Below are 20,761 nucleotides of genomic sequence, written 5' to 3' on the forward strand. Positions count from 1 at the left end.
AGAGAGCCGGCCGAACGGACATCATGACCTACGCACTCCTCAACAAGATTGACGCCCCCGCAGACCTGCGCAAGCTCGACCGGCGCGAGCTCCAGACCCTGGCGGACGAACTGCGCGCCTATGTGCTGGAGTCGGTCTCGCAGACCGGCGGCCACCTGTCGTCCAACCTGGGCACGGTCGAGCTGACCATCGCGCTGCACTACGTCTTCAACACCCCCGATGACCGGCTGGTGTGGGACGTGGGCCACCAGAGCTATCCGCACAAGATCCTGACCGGGCGCCGCGAGCGCATGGGCACGCTGCGCCAGTGGGGCGGCATCTCGGGCTTCCCGCGTCGCAGCGAGAGCGAATACGACACCTTCGGCACGGCGCATTCGTCGACCTCGATCTCGGCCGCGCTGGGCATGGCGCTGGGTGCGCGCACGCTGGGCGAGAAGCGCGTCTCGGTGGCGGTGATCGGCGACGGCGCCATGACCGCGGGCATGGCCTTCGAGGCCCTGAACAACGCCGGCGTCTACAAGGACCTGCCGCTGGTGGTGGTGCTCAACGACAACGACATGTCGATCTCGCCGCCGGTGGGCGCGCTCAACCGCCACCTGGCGCGGCTCTTGAGCGGCCAGTTCTACGCGGCCACCAAGAAGGGCATCGAGAAAGTCCTGTCGGTGGCGCCGCCGGTGCTGGAGTTCGCCAAGCGCTTCGAGGAACATGCCAAGGGCATGATGGTGCCGGCCACGCTGTTCGAGGAATTCGGCTTCAACTACATCGGCCCGATCGACGGCCACGACCTGAACTCGCTGGTGCCGACGCTGCTGAATATCCGCGAGCGCGCGCTCGAGGGCGCGGGCCCGCAGTTCCTGCACGTGGTGACCAAGAAGGGCCAGGGCTACAAGCTGGCCGAGGCCGACCCGATCCTCTACCACGGCCCGGGCAAGTTCAACCCGGCCGAGGGCATCCGCCCGGCGGCCAAGCCGGCGCGCAAGACCTACACGCAGGTGTTCGGCGACTGGCTGTGCGACATGGCCGCGGCCGACAAGCGCCTGGTCGGCATTACCCCGGCGATGCGCGAGGGCTCGGGCATGGTCGAGTTCGAGCGGCGCTTCCCGGACCGCTACTACGACGTGGGCATCGCCGAGCAGCACGCCGTGACCTTCGCCGGCGGCCTGGCCTGCGAGGGTCTCAAGCCGGTGGTGGCGATCTACTCGACCTTCCTGCAGCGCGGCTACGACCAGCTGATCCACGACGTGGCGCTGCAGAACCTGCCGGTGGTGTTCGCGCTGGACCGTGCCGGCCTGGTCGGCGCCGACGGTGCCACGCACGCGGGTGCCTACGATATCGCCTACCTGCGCTGCATCCCCAACATGATGGTGATGACGCCGTCCGACGAGAACGAGTGCCGTCAGCTGCTGACCACTGCGTTCCACCAGGCGTGCCCGAGCGCCGTGCGCTATCCGCGCGGCTCCGGCCCGGGCGCGGCCATTGCCGCAGAGCTCGCCACCGTGCCAGTCGGCAAGGGCGTGATGCGCCGCGAGGGCGGTGCGCGCGCGGGGCATCGCGTGGGCTTCCTGGCGTTCGGCTCGATGGTGCACCCGGCCCTGGGTGCCGCCGAGGCGCTGGACGCCGCGGTCGCCGACATGCGCTTCGTCAAGCCGCTCGACGTGGAGCTGGTCAAGCGCCTGGCCGCGGAGAACGACTACCTGGTGACGGTGGAAGAGGGCAGCGTGATGGGCGGCGCCGGCAGCGCCGTGCTGGAGGCACTGGCCGAGGCCGGCATCGACAAGCCGGTGCTGACGCTGGGCCTGCCCGACCGCTTCGTCGACCACGGCGACCCGGCCTATCTGCTGCAGCAATGCGGCCTGGATGCGGCCGGCATCGAGCGCTCGGTGCGCGAGCGCTTCGGGCTGGACCAGCCCAAGGTCACGGTCGCCTCGCGCGTGGCCTGATCACCTGCTGTCCCGAAGGGGATTCGGCCCTCGCACCACGAGTGCGTCCGAATTCCCTTAAACTCCCCTTTTTTGTGTTCGCAGCTGCGGGCCGGCGTGCCACTTGCCGGATCCCGTGGTTTCACACTCGTTGCGCGGCATGGATGGACTGCGAAATTGCCGCGACCGTAAGGGCTCGTGCCGTCCCACCTGGGCGCGGCCCTGGAGGAAACCGTAGATGAATGACATCAATCCCGCCTTCGTCATGCCCGACGTCCAGTCGAGCCCCGACAACCGCCAGATTCCCATCCAGCGTGTCGGCGTCAAGGGCGTGCGTTACCCCGTGACCCTGAAGACCCCGACCGGCATCGTGCCGAGCGTGGGCACCTTCAATCTCGACGTGCACCTGCCGGCGGACCAGAAGGGCACGCATATGTCGCGCTTCGTCGCGCTGCTGGAAGAAGAGCGCGCGCCGCTGGAGCTGGCCAGCTTCCGGCTGATGCTGGACAAGATGCTGGAAAAGCTGGAAGCCGAGGCCGGCCGCATCGAGGTCACCTTCCCGTACTTCATCAGCAAGACCGCGCCGGTGTCGGGCGTGGAGTCGCTGCTGGACTACGAGGTCACGCTGACCGGCGAAGTGCGCAACGGCGCCACGCGCGTGTTCCTGAAGGCGCTGGTACCGGTGACCAGCCTGTGCCCGTGCTCGAAGAAGATCTCGCAATATGGCGCGCACAACCAGCGTTCGCATATCACCATGGACGTGGAACTGGCCGGCGAGCTGCCGGTGGAAGCGCTGGTGCGCATGGCCGAGGAAGAGGCCTCGTGCGAGCTGTGGGGCCTGCTCAAGCGCCCGGACGAGAAGTTCGTCACCGAGCGCGCCTATGAGAACCCCAAGTTCGTCGAGGACCTGGTGCGCGATATCGCCATGCGGCTGAATGCGGATGACCGCATCGTGGCCTATGTGCTGGAGGCGGAGAACTTTGAGTCGATCCACAACCACAGCGCGTATGCGGTGATCGAGCGGGACAAGCGCGTCGACTGACCGCGTTGTCGCTGCAATGGAAAGAGCCACCGCATGCGGTGGCTCTTTTTTCGGTCCGGTTCAGGCCGCCGAAGGCAGGCGGATATCCGCCAGGTCCCAGCGCGGCGTCACGCCGTAGCCATACTCGTGCCGCGCCAGTTCGGGCGCGGCCTGCAGGCGCATGGCGCCGGCAAACGCGATCATCGCGCCGTTGTCGGTGCAGAACGCCAAATCCGGGTAATACACGTCGATCTTGCGCTGCTTGCCCATCTGGTCCAGCCGCTCGCGCAACTGCCGGTTGGCACCCACGCCTCCCGCCACCACCAGCCGCTTGTGGCCGGTCTGCTTGAGCGCCGCCATCGACTTGGCGGCCAGCACGTCGACAATGGCATCGACAAAGGCGCGCGCCAGGTTGGCGCGGTCCTGCTCGCAGGTGTTGGCGAGCTTGCGGGTTTGCGTCAGCACCGCGGTCTTCAGTCCGGCGAACGAGAAATCCAGGTTGCCCGAATGCAGCATCGGCCGCGGCAGCGCAAAGGCGCCGGGGATGCCGAATTCGGCCAGCCGCGACACTTCGGGGCCGCCCGGATAGCCCAGGCCCAGCAGCTTGGCGGTCTTGTCGAAGGCTTCGCCGGCGGCGTCGTCCAGGGTTTCGCCCAGCAGCGTGTAGTCGCCGATGCCGCGCACTTCCATCAACTGCGTATGTCCGCCCGACACCAGCAGCGCCACGAACGGGAAGGGCGGCGGCTCGCGCGTCAGCAGCGGCGACAGCAGGTGGCCTTCCAGGTGGTGCACGCCCACCATCGGCACGTTCAGCGCAAAGCCCAGTGCATTGGCCACCGAGGCGCCCACCAGCAGTGCGCCGGCCAGCCCGGGGCCCTGGGTGAAGGCGATGGCGTCGATGTCCTGGCGGGTACGGCCGGCATCGGCCAGCACCTGCTCCAGCAGCGGCAGCACGCGGCGGATATGGTCGCGCGACGCCAGTTCCGGCACCACGCCGCCGTAGTCGCGGTGCATGGCGATCTGCGAGTGCAGCGCGTGCGCGAGCAGGCCGGCGCCGGTGTCATAGAGGGCGAGGCCGGTTTCGTCGCAGGAGGATTCGATGCCGAGGACAAGCATGGGAAGCGCATAGGGCCGTCTCCGGTCAGGGAAACGGCTGTCGAAACAACAGGTTGCAGGAAGCGCGCAGGGTAGCACAGCGGCGCGCGGCGTGCTTTTCGCTACAATCTGCCCTTTCTCTGGCGGTGGCAATACACATGGATGCGCGAGGCGTGCAATGAGCGGGGCAACATCGGCCCGGACGGGCCGGTATGACGTGGCCGTGCTGGGTGCGGGCGCGGCCGGCATGATGTGTGCCGCCGTGGCCGGCCAGAACGGCGCGCGCGTGGTGCTGATCGACCATGCCACCAAGCTTGCCGAGAAGATCCGCATCTCGGGCGGCGGGCGCTGCAATTTCACCAACCTGCAGGCCGGGCCCGCCAACTACCTGTCGTCCAATCCGCACTTCTGCCGCTCGGCGCTGGCGCGCTACACGCCGCAGGATTTCCTTGGCCTGATGCGCCGCTACGGCATCGACTGGCACGAGAAGCATCGCGGCCAGCTGTTCTGCAACGACAGCGCCGAAGACGTGATCGCCATGCTGCGCGCCGAATGCGACACCGGCCATGTGCGCTGGCAGACCGGCTGCAGCGTGGCCGAGGTCCGGCGCGAGGGCGACGACTTCCTGCTGCTCACCGCCACCGGCACGGTGCGGGCCGGGGCGCTGGTGGTGGCCACCGGCGGCCTGTCGATCCCCAAGATCGGCGCCACCGACTTTGGCTATCGCATCGCCCGGCAGTTCGGGCTGGGCATCGTCGAAACCCGGCCGGCGCTGGTGCCGCTGACCTTCGATGGCAAGGACTGGGTGCCGTTCGCGCCGCTGGCCGGCGTGTCGCTGGAAGTGGATATCGCCACCGGCAATGGCAAGACGGCCGGAGCCTTCCGCGAAGACCTGCTGTGGACCCATCGCGGCCTGTCCGGTCCCGCCGTGCTGCAGATCTCCAGCTACTGGCGTCCCGGCACGCCGATCGCCATCGACCTGTTTGATGGCGAGGATGCCGCCGCGTGGCTGCTGGAGCAGAAGGCCGGCAGCCGCAAGCACCTGGGCAACCTGCTGGCGCAACGGTTGCCGGCGCGGCTGGCCGATGCCTGGTGCGCGGCCTCGGGCGTGGATGCCGCCATGCCGCTGCATGATGTGACCGACAAGGCCCTGCGTAAGCTTGGCGCCACGCTCAACGGCTGGCGCATCGTGCCGTCGGGCACGGAGGGCTACCGCAAGGCCGAGGTCACGCTGGGCGGGGTCGACACGCGGGCGCTGTCGTCAACCACCATGATGGCGCGCGAGGTGCCGGGCCTGTATTTCATCGGCGAGGTGGTGGACGTGACCGGCTGGCTGGGCGGCTACAACTTCCAGTGGGCGTGGGCGTCCGCGGTGGCGGCGGGGCAGGCCGCGGCTGAGGCATCGCGCACCGCTTCGGCAGGGCAATCGGTAGCCCAAGGGTAGTCTGGCGAAGGCTGGAAGGGCAGTGGGCGGCACTCGGCAAGTGTCCGTTGCACGCCACTTCCGCGCTCGATTGTTGGTGCTACAATCCAAAACTTCGTAGAGCCGCTTATCCCGAAAATTCTTCATTTTCTGGCCAAATGACCACGATCCATCTCAAGGAAAACGAGCCTTTTGAAGTTGCCATGCGCCGTTTCAAGCGCACCATCGAGAAGAACGGGCTGCTCCCGGAACTGCGGGCGCGCGAGTTTTACGAAAAGCCCACCGCCGCGCGCAAACGCAGGAAGGCAGCCGCCGAAAAGCGCCATTACAAGCGCATCCGCAGCCAGATGCTGCCGAAGAAACTGTACTGACCCCGGCGCTCCCGCTTGTATCCGACCCGCTGTGGCCTACGCTTCGGCGGGTTTTTGCATTCTGGACCTTGCAGCGGGCGGTCACCGCCGCCAACTGTGAGTGTCCACCCACTTTCTGGAAGATCACGATGTCCCTCAAAGCCCGTATCAGCGAAGACATGAAGACCGCCATGCGCGCGCGCGAAACGGAGCGCCTCGGCACCATCCGCCTGCTGCTGGCCGCCATCAAGCAGCGCGAGGTCGATGAGCGCGTGGAACTGGACGATACCGCCGTTCTGGCCGTGGTCGAGAAGCTGATCAAGCAGCGCAAGGATTCGATCTCGCAGTTCCAGCAGGCAGGTCGCAATGACCTGGCAGACAAGGAGTCGGCGGAAGTCGAGGTGCTGAAGGCCTACATGCCCGCTGCGCTGTCGGACGAGGACGTCGCCGCCGAAGTCCAGCAGGCCGTTGCCGCCACTGGCGCCGCCGGTCCGCAGGACATGGGCAAGGTCATGGGCGTGCTCAAGAGCAAGCTGGCCGGCCGTGCCGACATGACCGCCGTATCGGCCCTGGTCAAGGCGGCACTTGCAGCAAAGTAAATACTGATTTAATCGGTTGCTGGCAAGATAGGCACCGGATCTGCGTCGTTCGGTGCAGTTGCACGGAGATGTCAGACAGTTCGGGCGGCCCTATCACGCTGCACTACAATATTCCGAAGCAGCCGGGCGCCGCACCGGTCACGCATTCCTAAAAGAAGCCGCCCGCCGCGGGACGGCTATGCCTCAGGACGGTCAGTCGGGTGATTCCGCAATCCTTTATTCAGGACCTGCTCAACCGTGTCGACATTGTCGATGTGGTGGGCAAGTATGTGCAGCTGAAGAAGGGCGGCGCCAATTTCATGGGGCTGTGCCCCTTCCATAACGAGAAATCGCCGTCATTCACGGTGTCGCCGACCAAGCAGTTCTACCACTGCTTCGGATGTGGCGCCCACGGCTCGGCCATCGGCTTCCTGATGGAGTTTTCCGGCCAGTCCTACCCGGAAGCGGTGCGCGAACTGGCCCAGTCGGTCGGCATGAGCGTGCCGGAAGAGCGCGACCGGCTGCCGCCCGGGCAGCGCGCGGAGCAGCAGGCCCGTTCGGTGGCGCTGTCCGACGCCATGACCCGCGCCACCGATTTCTACCGCCGCCAGCTGCGCGGCGCGCCGCAGGCGATCCAGTACCTGAAGGGCCGCGGCCTGACCGGCGAGATCGCCGCGAACTTTGGCCTGGGCTACGCGCCGGATGACTGGCAGGGCCTGGAGGCCGTGTTCGGCAGCTATCGTGATGACAACGTGTCGGCGCCGCTGGTCGAGTGCGGCCTGCTGATCGAAAGCGACAAGCGCGATGCGGACGGCAAGCCGCGCCGCTATGACCGCTTCCGTGACCGCATCATGTTCCCTATCCGCAACACCAAGGGGGCCGTGATCGGCTTCGGCGGGCGCGTGATGGGGCAGGGCGAGCCCAAGTACCTGAACTCGCCCGAAACCCCGCTGTTCAGCAAGGGCACGGAGCTCTACGGGCTGTTCGAGGCCCGTCACGCGATCCGGGAAACCGGCTACGTGCTGGTGGTCGAAGGGTATATGGACGTCGTGGCGCTGGCCCAGCTCGGTTTTGCCAATGCCGTTGCCACTCTGGGCACGGCGTGCACCCCTGTGCACGTGCAGAAGCTGCTGCGCCAGACCGACGCCGTGGTGTTCTCGTTCGACGGCGACTCTGCCGGGCGCCGCGCGGCCCGGCGCGCGCTGGAAGCCTGCCTGCCGCATGTGGCGGACAACAAGACCATCCGCTTCCTGTTCCTGCCGGCGGAGCACGATCCGGACAGCTATGTGCGCGAAGAGGGCACTGAGGCCTTTGCCACCCAGGTGCGCAACGCCATGCCGCTGTCGCGCTTCCTGCTGCAGTCGGTCACCGAAGACCTGGACCTGCGCCAGCCCGAAGGCCGCGCCCGCGCCCAGTACGAGGCCAAGCCGCTACTGCAGGCCATGCCCGCCGGCGGCCTGAGGCTACAGATTGTGCGCGAACTTGCCGATGCCACGGCAACGACACCCGCGGAGATCGAGGCCATCTGCGGCCTGCGCAGCGACCCGGCCCGCGTCGGCCGCTTCGCCCAGCCGCGCCCGCGCACGCGCCGTCAGGCCCCGACTGGGCTGGAGCAGCGGGTGATCCAGCTGCTGATGTGCTATCCGGCGCTGTCGGCGAGGCTGGACGAGGATGCACGCGCGCTGCTGCTGGGCGGCGAGAGCAGTGACAGTGAAGTGCTGGCGCACCTGGTGGAGGCGTGCGACAGCGTGCAGGGCGAGGTCAATTTTGCGGCCTTCAGCGAACACCTGGCCCAGTCGCCGTATGCCGAGGTGTATGCCGTGGCGCGTGCCGCGGTGCTGCGAGAAGAGATCGAGGAAGCACCTGCAATACAGGATTTCGATGCGGCCATTACCAAGCTGCTGGCCGAGCCGCTGCGGCGCGAACTCGACGGACTGCAGGCGGAGGTAGTGGCCGGCACGGCCGATGAAGCGGCCAAGCAGCGCATGCGCTGGCTGGTGGGCGAAATCCACCGGCGGCGCCAACTTGGCTGAGGCGCCTGCGGGTGCCCTGGTCATCAACCAGGAGGCAGCGGTAAGCGTTGGATAAGGGACTGGGCCCGGCCCCGCCGAGCTTAAGCCTTGATTTTTCAGGTGAAAACCTCACCTGACAGGGAGCCGGCTATGCGTGGCGTGCTACAATAGCCGGTTTGGATTGCGAAATCTTTCTCTCCAGTTCTGGTGAAAGTGAGCGTGCCAATGGCAAAGGCCAAAGCAACCGAAAGGGTTACCTCTAAAGCTCCCCAATCAGGGAGCGGCAAGGCGTCTGTGAAAACAACGGCGGCGAAGACATCGACCGCGTCAGTCAAGACACCAGCCCGGTCTGCGCCATCAAAGTCCGTGCGTAGCGCGCAAGCGCCCGCCGTGACGACTCCCGCCAGGACTCGCACATCCGAAAAGACAAAGGCCTCGACTTCGGCACGCGAGAGCGGCAAGAGCGCCAGTACGAGCGGCAAGGTCGCCGCATCTGCACCAGTGAAAGGTAAGAGTATCACCGTGGCGAAACAGCAGAATACCGAAGTCGAGAGCAAGCGAGCGGCAGCCGCCGGCGCCAAGAGTGGGGAGGCCAAGGCCGGCACCAACACTACGGCAACCAAGGCGCGTGCCGCGACACCTGCATCCGTTGCATCCGAGCGTCCCGCTGCGCCGGCAATCAAGCCGGAGCCGAAAAAGCGTGGCCGCAAGCCCAAGGCCGAGATGCAGCACGACGACAGCACAACAGACGACGTGACTGAAGAGTTTTACGAGAACGATGCGCGCCCGGCGGCAACCCCGGCCGCGGCGCCGAAGACCGAAAAGCAGAAAGCCAAGGACCGCAAGGCCAAGGAAAAGGCCCTGCTCAAGGAGTTCGCCTCGACCCAGCAGGGCACCGAGGAAGAGCTTGAGCTGCGTCGCCAGAAACTCAAGGCGCTGATCAAGCTGGGCAAGTCGCGCGGCTACCTGACCTACGCGGAAATCAACGATCACCTGCCGGACGACATGGTCGATTCGGAAACGATCGACACGCTGGTCGCCACGCTGAACGACATCGGCATCGCTGTCTATGAACAGGCGCCGGATGCCGAGACGCTGCTGCTCAACGACAACGCGCCGTCCGCCACCAGCGAGGAAGAAGCCGAGGAAGAGGCCGAAGCGGCCCTGTCCACGGTGGATTCCGAGTTCGGCCGCACCACCGACCCGGTGCGCATGTACATGCGCGAAATGGGCACGGTCGAGCTGCTGACGCGCGAAGGCGAAATCGAGATCGCCAAGCGCATCGAGGCCGGCCTGAAGGACATGGTGATGGCGATCTCGGCTTGCCCGGTCACCATCTCCGAGATCCTGGCCCATGCCGAGCGCGTGGCCAACGACGAGATCAAGATCGACGAATTCGTCGACGGCCTGATCGACCCGAACGCCGAGGAAGTGGCCGAGTCCCCGGCCGCCGCCGCTGCGCCTGCCGCTGAAGAGGACCTCGAGTCCGACGACGAGGAAGACGCCGACGAGGACGAGGACGATGAAGGCGGCGCCGGTGCCGGCGCCTCCGCGCGCCAGCTGGAAGAACTGAAGCAGAACGCGCTGGAGAAATTCCGCGTGATCGCCGAGCAGTTCGACAAGATGCGCCGCGCCTTCGAGAAGGAAGGCTACAACTCCAAGCCCTACGTCAAGGCGCAGGAAGCCATCCAGGCCGAGCTGATGGGCATCCGCTTCACCGCCCGCAATGTCGAGCGCCTGTGCGACACGCTGCGCGGCCAGGTGGACGAAGTGCGCAAGCTCGAGCGAGCCATCCTGAACACCATCGTGGACAAGTGCGGCATGCCGCGCGCGGAGTTCGTTGCCCGCTTCCCGGGCAACGAGACCAACCTCGAGTGGGTCCACACCATCGTCGCCGACGGCAAGCCCTACAGCACCATCGTCGAGCGCAATGTGCCGGCCGTGCATGAGCTGCAGCAGAAGCTGATCGACCTGCAGTCGCGCGTGGTGCTGCCGCTGAAGGAACTGAAGGGCGTCAACCGCAAGATGGCCGAGGGCGAGCGTCGTGCCCGCGAAGCCAAGCGCGAGATGACCGAGGCCAACCTGCGCCTGGTGATCTCGATCGCCAAGAAGTACACCAACCGCGGCCTGCAGTTCCTCGACCTGATCCAGGAAGGCAACATCGGCCTGATGAAGGCGGTGGACAAGTTCGAATACCGTCGCGGCTACAAGTTCTCGACCTACGCCACGTGGTGGATCCGCCAGGCCATCACGCGCTCGATCGCCGACCAGGCGCGCACCATCCGCATTCCGGTGCACATGATCGAGACCATCAACAAGATGAACCGCATCTCGCGCCAGATCCTGCAGGAAACCGGCAATGAGCCGGATCCGGCAACGCTGGCCGAGAAGATGGAGATGCCGGAAGACAAGATCCGCAAGATCATGAAGATCGCCAAAGAGCCGATCTCCATGGAAACGCCGATCGGTGACGACGACGACTCCCATCTGGGCGACTTCATCGAGGACACCAACACGCTGGCCCCGGCCGAAGCGGCACTGCACGGCTCCATGCGCGACGTCGTCAAGGACGTGCTGGACTCGCTCACGCCGCGCGAAGCCAAGGTGCTGCGCATGCGCTTCGGCATCGAAATGAGCACCGACCACACGCTGGAAGAGGTCGGCAAGCAGTTCGACGTCACGCGTGAACGGATCCGCCAGATCGAGGCCAAGGCACTGCGCAAGCTGCGCCACCCGAGCCGCTCGGACAAGCTGAAGAGCTTCCTGGAAGGCAACTAATCGCTTCCAAGGGCCTCTAGCTCATGCCTGGTTAGAGCAGCGGACTCATAATCCGTTGGTGCCGTGTTCGACTCACGGGAGGCCCACCAATGTGAAAAGGGACTGCAGGTTGATACCTGCAGTCCCTTTTTTCTTGCCTCGAACTACCGCTCAATCCTGCGCTGTCACCACCCCCATCGCCGGATCGCTCACCGTATGCCTGCCGGTCTCCACCCGCCCCGCGAAGCGTCGATAGAAGGCCGGGTCGCTGTCGCACGTCACCGCGAAGTCATACCACTGCCCGCTTTCCTCCAGCGACCAGTGCACGGATTTGTCGCCGTTGGCGCCGACGGTGACCGGCCACGGGCCATCGGTCCGGTACGCGAGCGCCTGGATGCTGAAGTGGCAGGCCTTGCGGGCGGCGTTGATCAGGTCGACATAGACATCGCCGTTGGCAATGTCGTAGCAGACGCGGATCTCCGGTGCGATGCCGGTGTCGCCGATGCGGTTGGTATCGCCGCGGAAATGTCGGTGGAAGCCGTTGGGGCCCAGCACCCACAGGTCGTATTGCCCGGCGTTGTCCTGGAACACGTTCCAGGTGTCGCTCAGGGACTTGCCGGCTTCCACGACATAGCGTCGCGGAATGCGGCCCAGCTGGTAGCGGTCGTAGACGTGGAACACCGCGGCTTGCGTGCCGGTGTTGGCGAACACCAGTTCGACCTGCCCCACGGCGCTGCAGCGCGCGCTGGTGTGCAGCTCATACGGCAGCGCGCGTGACGGGCGGGTGCCGGTGGCTTGCAGCGGCAATTGCATGTCGACTGGCAGCGGCACCGCGGGCAGGGCCTGCTGGGCCTGGCGCAGCTGGTCGGCACCGCTGCGCGTGGTGCGCCCGCCCAGCGTGGGCAGGGTTTCCGAGTTGGGCGTCTTGAAGTTGAACGCGCTGGTCAGGTCGCCGCAGACGGCGCGGCGGAAGGGGCTGATGTTGGGTTCTGCCACGCCGAACCGCGCTTCCAGGAAGCGCAGCACGGAGGTGTGGTCGAACACCTGGGAATTGACCCAGCCGCCACGGCTCCATGGCGAGATCGCGTAAAGCGGCACGCGCGGCCCGGGCCCGTACACGCGGCCGTCGGCAGCAGGCTGGGTCCTGCTGCCCGGTGGCGCCGGATGGTTGAAGTATTCGGCCTGCATCTCGGCATTGCTCAGCGTCGCCTTGCCGGCCAGCGTCTTGTCGGGGTTCACCGACGGCGCCGAGGGGGAGGGGACGTGGTCGAAGTAGCCGTCGTTCTCGTCGAAGTTGACCAGCAGCACGGTCTTGCTCCAGACCTCGGGCACGGCGGTCAGCGAGTCCAGCACTTCCTGCAGGAACCACGCGCCCTGGACCGGGCTGGACGGGCCGGGATGCTCGCAGTAGATCGACGGCGCGTTGATCCACGATACCTGCGGCAGCCTGCCTTCCTTGATGTCGCGGCGGAAGGCGTCGAGGTATTCCTCGGGTCTGGTGCCGGGCAGAGTGTTGGCCACGCCCTTGTATAGCGGATTGGCGGCATTGTCGGTGGCCGCATCGTAGGCGTGGTAAGGCAGCGGCTGGCCGGTGTTGGCGTAGGGCGCGCCCGGCGCGCCGCCGCTGGATACCGGAAAGCCCGACGCCAGGTTGGCCTTGCGGAACTGCTGGAACGCGCCCAGCATGTTGTCGCCCCATTCGTCCGGCATGTTCTGGTAGCAGATCCAGCTGATGCCGGCTGCTTCCAGCCGCTCGGCGTAGGTCTTCCAGGTGTAGCCGGTGTTGGCCGACGCGGGCAGGCCGTCGATCGCATCCCACTCATTGTTGACGAAGGCCACGTTGGCAGCCGTCGGGCCGTTGGTGCCGGTCAGGTGGAATGAACGGTTCGCGTCAGTGCCCGTATGCATCGAGCAGTGGTACGCGTCGCACAGCGTAAATGCATTGGCCAGTGCGAACTGGAACGGGATCTCCTTCTCCTTGAAGTAGCCCATCGAGGTATTGGTCTTGTACGTCGGCCAGTTCGCCATGCGGCCGTGGTCCCAGGCTTGCTGGCTGTCCACCCAGGCATGCGGCGTGCCGGCCGCGCGCTGCGCGTTGTTGTTGGTGCCATCCAGGTGATACGGGGTCAGCACGGCGCCGTTGGCGCGCTGTTGCTGCCATACCTTGCGCGCATTGGGCAGCGGGATGGTGAAGCGGTCGCCGAACCCGCGCACACCCTTGAGCGTGCCGAAGTAGTGGTCGAAGGAACGGTTCTCCTGCATCAGGATCACCACATGCTCGACATCCTTGATGGTGCCGGTGGCATTGTTGGCCGGGATGGCCAGGGCCTTGCGGATGCTGGGCGGGAACGCGGCCAGCGCGGCGGCGGCGAAGCCGGTGCCGGCTGCGGCTTGCAGGAAGTTGCGGCGAGAGACCATGGTCTTGTCGGATGGCGTCGGGACTTGCGTTGTCAGGGGGCGCAGCGGATCACGGGGTCGGGCCGCTGGTCCGGCTTCTTGCCGGGCTGTTCCGGTTGTGCGTTCGGCGTGACAGTCGCACTCGGCGACAGGTTGCCGCCGCCGTCATCGCCACCGCATGCGGTGAGCAATGCCGCCGCGATCAGGGTCGCGGCCAGGGTTCTTGGGAGTTTGCAGGGGAGCATCGGGTTCGCCTGGCTGGGTGGGTGTGGCGGCTGCTGGGAGCCGGAGCCAGGCGAGTGTAGGAAGGCGGGGTGACGTGCCGATGACAGAATGTCCAACGCCGATCCTGCCGTCCGCCGGGCGGACGGCAGGCACGATGGCTACTTCCAGAAGCCCGCGTGCGATGCCGCGGCTTCGTCCTCGAGCACTGGCCCGACCACGTCCACCCGGCGCTGCCCGCGCGCGAACACTTCGCGGCAAGGCAGCGAGAAGGTCGGGTTCTCCGGATGGTCGCCGGTCAGGCCCAGCAGCTTGTGCTCTGACAGCGCATAGACCACGCGCCCGATGCCGGTCCAGTAGATCGCGCCGGCGCACATGCAGCACGGCTCCGCGCTGGTGTAGAGGGTGCAGTCGGCCAGTTGCTCCGGCGGCAGCGCACGCGCGGCCTGCGCGGCGGCGACCAGTTCGGCGTGCTGGGTCGGGTCGCCCTCCGGAGGCATCGAGTTGTTGCCGGCGCTGGCGATGATATTGCCGGCCTGGTCGGCCACCAGCGCGGCGAACGGATGGCGGCCGCGGGCCCTGGATGCATCGGACAGTGCGATCGACTGGTGCAGCAGTTCCAGGTCGAGCGGCGAGAGTTCGGCGCCGGACGGGTCTGTGATTCGGGTCATGTTTGGGGGTCTCCGGTTTGGGGGAAAGGGATCAGGATTGGGTGGGTTCTTCGGCTTGCGCCGGCAGCAGCGGCGCTTCCGTGCCGGCCTGTGCGGCGCTGCCGTTGAGCGGATTGGGCAGCGCCGGCCGGGTTTGCCGGGATTTGTGATCCCTCGGTTGTTGCGGCATCATCTCCGCAACTTTATCGGTACAACAAATCAATACCTATCGATCCAGTCGATGGGTCGCGGGAGGATGGCCATGCGTTTTTCGCTGGACCAGTTGCAGGTATTCGCCCTGGTGGTTGAGACAGGCTCCTTTTCCGCCGCCGCGCGGCGCCTGGGCAAGACCCAGTCCACGGTCAGTGCGGCGGTGTCCAACCTGGAGATCGACCTCGGCGTGCCGCTGTTCGACCGCAGCAGCCGCAATCCGGCGCTGACCGGGGCCGGCCGCAAGCTGCTGACCGAGGCCGAAGCCGTGCTGGAGCGCTGCCTCTCGCTGCAGGCCCATGCCGCCAGCCTGGCCGATGCCAACCCGCCCGGGCTGACGCTGGCGATCGAAATCCCGTACCACGCGGTGATGCCGGTGCTGGCCGAATTCGAGCGGGAGTTTCCGTATGTCGACCTGACCATCCGCAATCCGGTCTACGGCGATGTCAGCGAACTGGTGCTGCAGGGCGAGGCCGAGCTCGGCATCGCCTTCGCGCAGCCGCACTACGCGCCGGAACTGGCCTTCGTGCAGTTGGGCAAGCTGATCATGGTGCATGTGGTGCACCCGGGACACCCGCTGGCCGGGCGCGAGCAGGTCTCGTTTGCCGACCTGCACGCCTATCGGCGCCTGGCCTTCAGCGCGCATGCCGACAAGCTGCCCACCAGCGAATACCTGCGCGCAGCGCGGGTGTGGCGCGCCGAAAGCTACCTGGCGCTGGTCGAAATGGTGAAAAGCGGGCTGGGCTGGGCCACGCTGCCGCGGCAACTGGTGCGCGCGGCGCTGGAGCGCGGCGAACTGGTGGAACTGGACCTGGCGGCCTATCCGTACACGGACTGGCTGGTCAGCGTCGACCTGATCTGGGCGAAGTCGGGCCGGCCGCAGGGCCGGACCGAGCAGTGGCTGCGGCAGCGCTTCCGGGAAAACATGGTGTTCGAGGTCGACCGGCGCGGGCAGCGGACCACCCGCTGAGGGCGTGGCGATGGACTATGGTAGTCAGACGCAATCGCGCGTTTGATCCGATTCGCCCGATTCAATCTGACCAGGAGTGAAGTCCATGTCCTATATCGACGGATTTGTACTGGCCGTTCCCCAGGCCACTCGCGAGACCTACCGCCAGGTGGCGCAGAAGGCAGCCGCGGTGTTCAAGGAGCACGGCGCGCTGAAGGTGGTGGAATGCTGGGGTGACGATGTACCGGAAGGCAAGGTCACGTCCTTTACGATGGCGGTGCAGCGCAAGGAGGATGAAGCGGTGGTGTTCTCGTGGATCCTGTGGCCATCGCGCGAGAAGCGCGACACCGGCATGAAGGCGGCGATGGCAGACCCGCGCCTGAAGGAAGGCATGGATCCGATGCCGTTCGACGGCCAGCGGATGATCTTTGGCGGCTTCGAGGTGATTGTCGACGAATGAGCGCGTCGGGCGCCGGCGTGGCAGCACCGGCGCGCAGGCAAGCGGGTTCAGATCAGGTGGAAGACCATGCCCAGGGCAATCGCGCCGCCCAGGGTTTCCACTGCTGCGAGGGCGAGAAGGTTCTTCAGTACGAAAGCGTCTTCTTTCTTCGTCACCATGGTCTGTCTCCCGGTCATTGGACTTGTTCTGAGGCACCATCGGCTGCGGCGATCCGGCGTTTGCGGTGCCTAGGCCGTCGATGTGAGTCCAGTAGACCGCATCCGGCTGCTGGCCGGAAGCTGGCGAAAACCCGCTCGGCGAAAACCCGGATTCCTTCAGGAATGTGACAGGGCCATGATTGACAGGATTCGCAGGGCGCGTTTGCGGCCTGCCGGCAACGCGGCATGGCAATGGCCCACATTTGGGGGATGTCCGCAGTAGCGCGATGCGCCAAGATCAAGGCGTGGGTGGTCGAGCAGATTGCCCCGCTACCATTTGAGCCCCGCTGCCTCCCCGGCACGCGGGGCTTTTCTACATGGGCCGCGGGCGCCTCAGCGCGCCTGCAGGATGGTTTCGATGCGGGCGGCGGCCTCGCGCAGCGGCTCCAGGAAGCGCGTCTCCAGCTGGGCCTGGTCACGGCTGCCCAGCACCATGCTGAAGCCCAGCCCGGCCACCGCCTTGCCGGCCTGGTCGCGCAACGGCACCGAGATCCCGGCATAGCCGTCCACCAGCTCGCTCACCAGCACACAGTAGCCGTCGGTGCGCACCTGCCGCAGCGTGCGCGCCAGCGCCGTGCGCGAGCTGACCGTGAACGGCGTCAGCTTGCGCAGCGTGGCGCCTGCCAGGTAGGCCTCGAGCGCGTCATCGTCCAGGCCGGCAAGCAGCACGCGGCCAAGCGAATGCGCATAGGCCGGCATGCGCCGCCCCAGCGCCATGTCCACGCGCAGCAGCTGGCGCGGCTCCTCGCGCGCCACCAGCACCACGGATTCCGCATCGAGCACGCCCACCGAGCAGCTTTCGCCCAGGGACTCGCACAGCCCCTGCAGGTAGGGCCGTGCCATCTGCGGCAGGCTCATCGAGGCAAAGTAGGCATAGCCGAGCTCGATCACCCGCGGCGTCAGCGCAAAGTGGCGGCCGTCCTGCGCCACGTAGCCGTTGTGCTCCAGGGTCAGCAGCAGCCGGCGCGCGGCGGCGCGGGTCACGTCGAGCTGCTCGGCGACGTCCTGCATGGTCAGGCGTTCCGCGCCGGCGGCGAACAGGCGCAGCAGCGCCAGGCCCTTGCTCAGCGATTCCAGCAGTTCGTCTTTCTTGGCGGCTTCTGCTTGCGGCATTTCGGCTCAATACGGGGAAATGGAGGGGGAGTCACATGATTCTCCATGCCGATCCGGACTTGCGCCAGCGGCCGGCATGTCCGTATGATAGCGTTTTCCGAACAAATGTTCGCAAAACAAGATTCACGGAAAAACGTGCCGCCACCGATGCGGGACGGCACAACGAAACCGGAGACAGCGATGAAGGTGATCACCGCACGCGAAGCGGCGGCACTGGTGCAGGACGGCTGGACCGTGGCCAGCGCTGGCTTTGTCGGCGCCGGCCATGCCGAGGCCGTGACCGAGGCGCTGGAGCAGCGCTTCCTGCAGAGCGGGCTGCCGCGCGACCTGACGCTGGTGTACTCGGCCGGGCAGGGCGACCGCGGCGCGCGCGGCGTGAACCACTTCGGCAATGCCGGCATGACCGCCAGCATCGTCGGCGGCCACTGGCGCTCGGCCACGCGGCTCGCCACGCTGGCCATGGCCGAGCAGTGCGAGGGCTACAACCTGCCGCAGGGCGTGCTGACGCACCTGTACCGCGCCATCGCCGGCGGCAAGCCCGGCGTGATGACCAAGATCGGCCTGCACACCTTCGTCGACCCGCGCACCGCGCAGGATGCGCGCTACCACGGCGGCGCCGTCAACCAGCGCGCGCGCCAGGCCATTGCCGAGGGCAAGGCATGCTGGGTCGATGCGGTCGACTTCCGCGGCGAAGAATACCTGTTCTACCCGAGCTTCCCGATCCACTGCGCGCTGATCCGCTGCACCGCGGCCGACACCCGCGGCAACCTCAGCACGCATCGCGAAGCCTTCCACCATGAGCTGCTGGCGATGGCGCAGGCGGCCCACAACTCGGGCGGCATCGTGATCGCGCAGGTGGAAAGCCTGGTCGACCACCACGAGATCCTGCAGGCCATCCACGTGCCCGGCATCCTGGTCGATTACGTGGTGGTCTGCGACAACCCCGCCAACCACCAGATGACGTTTGCCGAGTCCTACAACCCGGCCTACGTGACGCCGTGGCAGGGCGAGGCAGCGGTGGCCGAAGCGGAAGCGGCGCCGGTGGCTGCCGCCCCGCTCGACGCGCGCACCATCGTGCAGCGCCGTGCGGTGATGGAGCTGGCGCGCCGAGCGCCGCGCGTGGTCAACCTGGGCGTGGGCATGCCGGCAGCGGTCGGCATGCTGGCGCACCAGGCCGGGCTGGACGGTTTCACGCTGACCGTCGAGGCCGGCCCCATCGGCGGCACGCCCGCGGATGGCCTCAGCTTCGGTGCCTCGGCCTACCCGGAGGCGGTGGTGGACCAGCCCGCGCAGTTCGATTTCTACGAGGGCGGCGGCATCGACCTGGCCATCCTGGGCCTGGCCGAGCTCGATGGCCACGGCAACGTCAACGTCAGCAAGTTCGGCGCAGGCGAGGGCGCATCGATTGCCGGTGTCGGCGGCTTTATCAACATCACGCAGAGCGCGCGCGCGGTGGTGTTCATGGGCACGCTGACGGCGGGCGGGCTGGAAGTCCGCGCCGGCGACGGCGGCCTGCAGATCGTGCGCGAAGGCCGCGTGAAGAAGATCGTGCCGGAGGTGTCGCACCTGAGCTTCAACGGGCCCTATGTGGCGTCGCTTGGCATCCCGGTGCTGTACATCACCGAGCGCGCGGTGTTCGAGATGCGCGCTGGCGCAGATGGCGATGCCCGCCTCACGCTGGTCGAGATCGCCCCGGGCGTTGTCCTGCAGCGCGATGTGCTGGACCAGTGCGCAACGCCCGTGGCCGTGGCGCCGGACCTGCGCGAGATGGATGCGCGGCTGTTCCAGGCCGGGCCCCTGCACCTGTAATCATTCGTGGCCGGCGGCGCAAGCACCGCCGCCATTGGCATCAAGCAGACGGGCCGGCCAAGACCGGTTCGCGAGGAGGCACGCCAGGATCTGTCATGACGTTACCGAACCGCTGTCGCTTCATCCCGGCGCGGCCCTGAGCCGCGCATCGGTTTTCGATCTATCGCGATCTACCGCAGGACTTAGCCATACCATGCAGAGCACTAGCCGCCGTACCTTCCACCGTCACTTCGCGTGCCGCCTGGGCACCGCCTTCCTGACCGCCGCGCTGCCGCTCGCCGCCGCGCCGGCCTTTGCCGAGGCCTATCCCGGCAAGGCGATCCGCCTGGTGGTGCCGTTCCCGCCGGGCGGCCCGACCGACACCGCCGCGCGCATCATCGGCCAGAAGATGAGCGAATCCCTCAAGCAGCCGGTGGTGGTCGACAACCGTCCCGGCGCCTCCGGCACCATCGGCGCCGAGAACGTCGCCAAGAGTCCCGCCGACGGCTACACGCTGCTGGTGCTGGCCACGCCCACGCTGCTGGCGCCGCACCTGATCAACCGCAAGGGCTACGACCTCTTCAAGGACTTCACGCCGATCGGCGCGGCCTATGACCTGCCCATCGTGATGGTGGTCAACCCGCAGGCGATGCCGGACGTGACCAGCCTGCAGCAGTACATCGCCAAGGCCAAGGCCAAGCCCGGCGCGCTGAACTACACCAGCGCCGGCAATGGCAGCTTCGGCCACCTGTCGACCGAGCTGCTGAAGAACCTGGGCCACTTCGACGTGCAGCACGTGCCGTACAAGGGCAGCGCGCCCGCCATCTCCGACCTGCTGGCGGGCCAGGTGCCGATGATGTTCTCGGACATGATCGCCGCGCTGCCGCACATCAAGGCCGGCAAGCTGCGCCCGATCGCGGTGGGCTCCGCCAAGCGCGTGAGCTTCACGCCCGACGTCAAGACGGTGGCCGAGCAGGGCTTCCCGGGCTTCGACGCCACTGCCTGGGGCGGGCTGCTGGCGCCGGCCGGCACGCCCAAGGAGGTGGTGGCCACGCTGTCGGCCGAGCTGAAGAAGGCGCTGGCCGATCCGGCCGTGCAGCAGAAGATGCTGGGCGCCGGCACGGTGGCCGCCTATATGCCGCCCGAGCAGCTGGCCGCGCGCATGAAGGCCGACTACAGCAAATGGGGCAAGGTGATCCAGGACAATGGCATCCGTGGCGACTGAGTGATTCGGATGCCGCTCCGGTGGCCCGGCTGAAGCTCAGGCGGGCTGCTGCCCTTGCGGCTGGCTGGCCGGCAGCGCCGGCAAGGGCAGCGCCGGCTGGCAGGCGGCCGCGGCCAGGCCAAGGAACTGGCTGGAGGTGCGCAGGAACTGCTGGCAGGTCTGGCGGAAAAGCTCGAAGTCCATGTAGGTCTCGGTGAGGTGGGGTGGCGCGGTCCGGCCGTGGCCGCCGCGCCGCCGGCATCTTGCGTGGCGGATATGACAGTTTCTTGAAATCCCGCCAGCCTGTGCCGCCATCTGTCGCGCCAGTCGCACGGCGCTGCCAGAATGCCCACTGTGCTGGCAGAGGTGCTAAAATCTAAGTCTTTGATTCTCTTGGCCAAATGCTGCAGCCAGCT

General features: G+C 66.9%; 18 protein-coding genes and 1 tRNA gene. 12 read left to right on the forward strand and 7 right to left on the reverse strand.

Features of this window, described 5'->3' with window-relative positions:
- Positions 1–23 precede the first annotated feature (23 nt).
- Positions 24–1,940, forward strand: a complete 1,917-nt coding sequence (dxs, locus tag AC3WON_RS07825; RefSeq protein ID WP_492318716.1) for a 1-deoxy-D-xylulose-5-phosphate synthase — start codon at positions 24–26, stop codon at positions 1,938–1,940.
- Between the two features lie 217 nt (positions 1,941–2,157).
- Positions 2,158–2,961 (forward strand): GTP cyclohydrolase FolE2, encoded by an 804-nt coding sequence (gene folE2 / locus AC3WON_RS07830; protein ID WP_492351556.1) that lies wholly within the window; start codon positions 2,158–2,160, stop codon positions 2,959–2,961.
- Between the two features lie 60 nt (positions 2,962–3,021).
- Here folE2 and tsaD read toward each other — a convergent pair whose 3' ends face one another.
- Complete coding sequence (gene tsaD, locus AC3WON_RS07835; RefSeq protein ID WP_010813639.1) at positions 3,022–4,056, reverse strand: tRNA (adenosine(37)-N6)-threonylcarbamoyltransferase complex transferase subunit TsaD; 1,035 nt, start codon at positions 4,054–4,056, stop codon at positions 3,022–3,024.
- Between the two features lie 157 nt (positions 4,057–4,213).
- On the opposite strand from tsaD, the gene AC3WON_RS07840 reads away from it, so the two are divergent.
- From AC3WON_RS07840 to dnaG, 4 genes are all read left to right on the forward strand, one after another.
- A complete protein-coding gene (locus AC3WON_RS07840; protein ID WP_492318714.1) occupies positions 4,214–5,479 on the forward strand; it encodes a BaiN/RdsA family NAD(P)/FAD-dependent oxidoreductase in 1,266 nt (421 codons plus the stop codon).
- A gap of 137 nt (positions 5,480–5,616) precedes the next feature.
- Positions 5,617–5,829 (forward strand): 30S ribosomal protein S21, encoded by a 213-nt coding sequence (rpsU, locus tag AC3WON_RS07845; RefSeq protein WP_492318713.1) that lies wholly within the window; start codon positions 5,617–5,619, stop codon positions 5,827–5,829.
- A 128-nt stretch (positions 5,830–5,957) separates the two neighbouring features.
- Complete coding sequence (locus AC3WON_RS07850) at positions 5,958–6,407, forward strand: GatB/YqeY domain-containing protein (protein WP_492318712.1); 450 nt, start codon at positions 5,958–5,960, stop codon at positions 6,405–6,407.
- Between the two features lie 200 nt (positions 6,408–6,607).
- Positions 6,608–8,419 carry a DNA primase gene (gene dnaG / locus AC3WON_RS07855; RefSeq protein ID WP_492318711.1) on the forward strand — a complete coding sequence of 604 codons (1,812 nt, stop codon included), beginning with the start codon at positions 6,608–6,610 and terminating at the stop codon, positions 8,417–8,419.
- A 95-nt stretch (positions 8,420–8,514) separates the two neighbouring features.
- Here dnaG and AC3WON_RS07860 read toward each other — a convergent pair whose 3' ends face one another.
- The gene (locus AC3WON_RS07860) at positions 8,515–8,880 is read right to left on the reverse strand and encodes a hypothetical protein (protein WP_010813634.1); all 366 of its coding nucleotides are present in this window, start codon (positions 8,878–8,880) and stop codon (positions 8,515–8,517) included.
- Positions 8,881–8,899: 19 nt separating this feature from the next.
- On the opposite strand from AC3WON_RS07860, the gene rpoD reads away from it, so the two are divergent.
- Together rpoD and AC3WON_RS07870 are read left to right on the forward strand one after the other, a co-directional pair.
- Complete coding sequence (gene rpoD / locus AC3WON_RS07865) at positions 8,900–11,176, forward strand: RNA polymerase sigma factor RpoD (RefSeq protein WP_492351557.1); 2,277 nt, start codon at positions 8,900–8,902, stop codon at positions 11,174–11,176.
- 10 nt (positions 11,177–11,186) lie between these two features.
- A tRNA-Ile gene (locus AC3WON_RS07870) sits at positions 11,187–11,265 on the forward strand.
- Positions 11,266–11,326: 61 nt separating this feature from the next.
- Here the strand turns inward: AC3WON_RS07870 and AC3WON_RS07875 are convergent.
- The 3 genes from AC3WON_RS07875 to AC3WON_RS07885 all read right to left on the reverse strand — a co-directional run bounded on the left by AC3WON_RS07875 (position 11,327) and on the right by AC3WON_RS07885 (position 14,445).
- On the reverse strand, positions 11,327–13,573 hold the full coding sequence (locus AC3WON_RS07875; RefSeq protein WP_492351558.1) for a phosphocholine-specific phospholipase C: 2,247 nt from the start codon (positions 13,571–13,573) through the stop codon (positions 11,327–11,329).
- Between the two features lie 32 nt (positions 13,574–13,605).
- Complete coding sequence (locus AC3WON_RS07880; protein WP_454751400.1) at positions 13,606–13,797, reverse strand: hypothetical protein; 192 nt, start codon at positions 13,795–13,797, stop codon at positions 13,606–13,608.
- Between the two features lie 138 nt (positions 13,798–13,935).
- The gene (locus AC3WON_RS07885) at positions 13,936–14,445 is read right to left on the reverse strand and encodes a nucleoside deaminase (RefSeq protein ID WP_492351559.1); all 510 of its coding nucleotides are present in this window, start codon (positions 14,443–14,445) and stop codon (positions 13,936–13,938) included.
- A 241-nt stretch (positions 14,446–14,686) separates the two neighbouring features.
- On the opposite strand from AC3WON_RS07885, the gene AC3WON_RS07890 reads away from it, so the two are divergent.
- Together AC3WON_RS07890 and AC3WON_RS07895 are read left to right on the forward strand one after the other, a co-directional pair.
- The gene (locus AC3WON_RS07890) at positions 14,687–15,604 is read left to right on the forward strand and encodes a LysR family transcriptional regulator (RefSeq protein ID WP_492351560.1); all 918 of its coding nucleotides are present in this window, start codon (positions 14,687–14,689) and stop codon (positions 15,602–15,604) included.
- An 85-nt stretch (positions 15,605–15,689) separates the two neighbouring features.
- The gene (locus tag AC3WON_RS07895; protein WP_010813628.1) at positions 15,690–16,043 is read left to right on the forward strand and encodes a DUF1428 domain-containing protein; all 354 of its coding nucleotides are present in this window, start codon (positions 15,690–15,692) and stop codon (positions 16,041–16,043) included.
- Positions 16,044–16,573: 530 nt separating this feature from the next.
- On the opposite strand, the gene AC3WON_RS07900 is transcribed toward AC3WON_RS07895, so the two are convergent.
- Complete coding sequence (locus AC3WON_RS07900; RefSeq protein WP_492318706.1) at positions 16,574–17,353, reverse strand: IclR family transcriptional regulator domain-containing protein; 780 nt, start codon at positions 17,351–17,353, stop codon at positions 16,574–16,576.
- Between the two features lie 180 nt (positions 17,354–17,533).
- On the opposite strand from AC3WON_RS07900, the gene AC3WON_RS07905 reads away from it, so the two are divergent.
- A complete protein-coding gene (locus tag AC3WON_RS07905; RefSeq protein WP_492351561.1) occupies positions 17,534–19,162 on the forward strand; it encodes an acyl CoA:acetate/3-ketoacid CoA transferase in 1,629 nt (542 codons plus the stop codon).
- Between the two features lie 193 nt (positions 19,163–19,355).
- Positions 19,356–20,366 carry a Bug family tripartite tricarboxylate transporter substrate binding protein gene (locus tag AC3WON_RS07910; protein ID WP_492351562.1) on the forward strand — a complete coding sequence of 337 codons (1,011 nt, stop codon included), beginning with the start codon at positions 19,356–19,358 and terminating at the stop codon, positions 20,364–20,366.
- A 36-nt stretch (positions 20,367–20,402) separates the two neighbouring features.
- On the opposite strand, the gene AC3WON_RS07915 is transcribed toward AC3WON_RS07910, so the two are convergent.
- Positions 20,403–20,549: a hypothetical protein gene (locus AC3WON_RS07915; protein WP_189374251.1), complete on the reverse strand. Its 147-nt coding sequence runs from the start codon at positions 20,547–20,549 to the stop codon at positions 20,403–20,405.
- Between the last annotated feature and the right edge of the window lie 212 nt (positions 20,550–20,761).

The sequence above is a fragment of the Cupriavidus sp. FW305-46 genome (assembly GCF_058787075.1).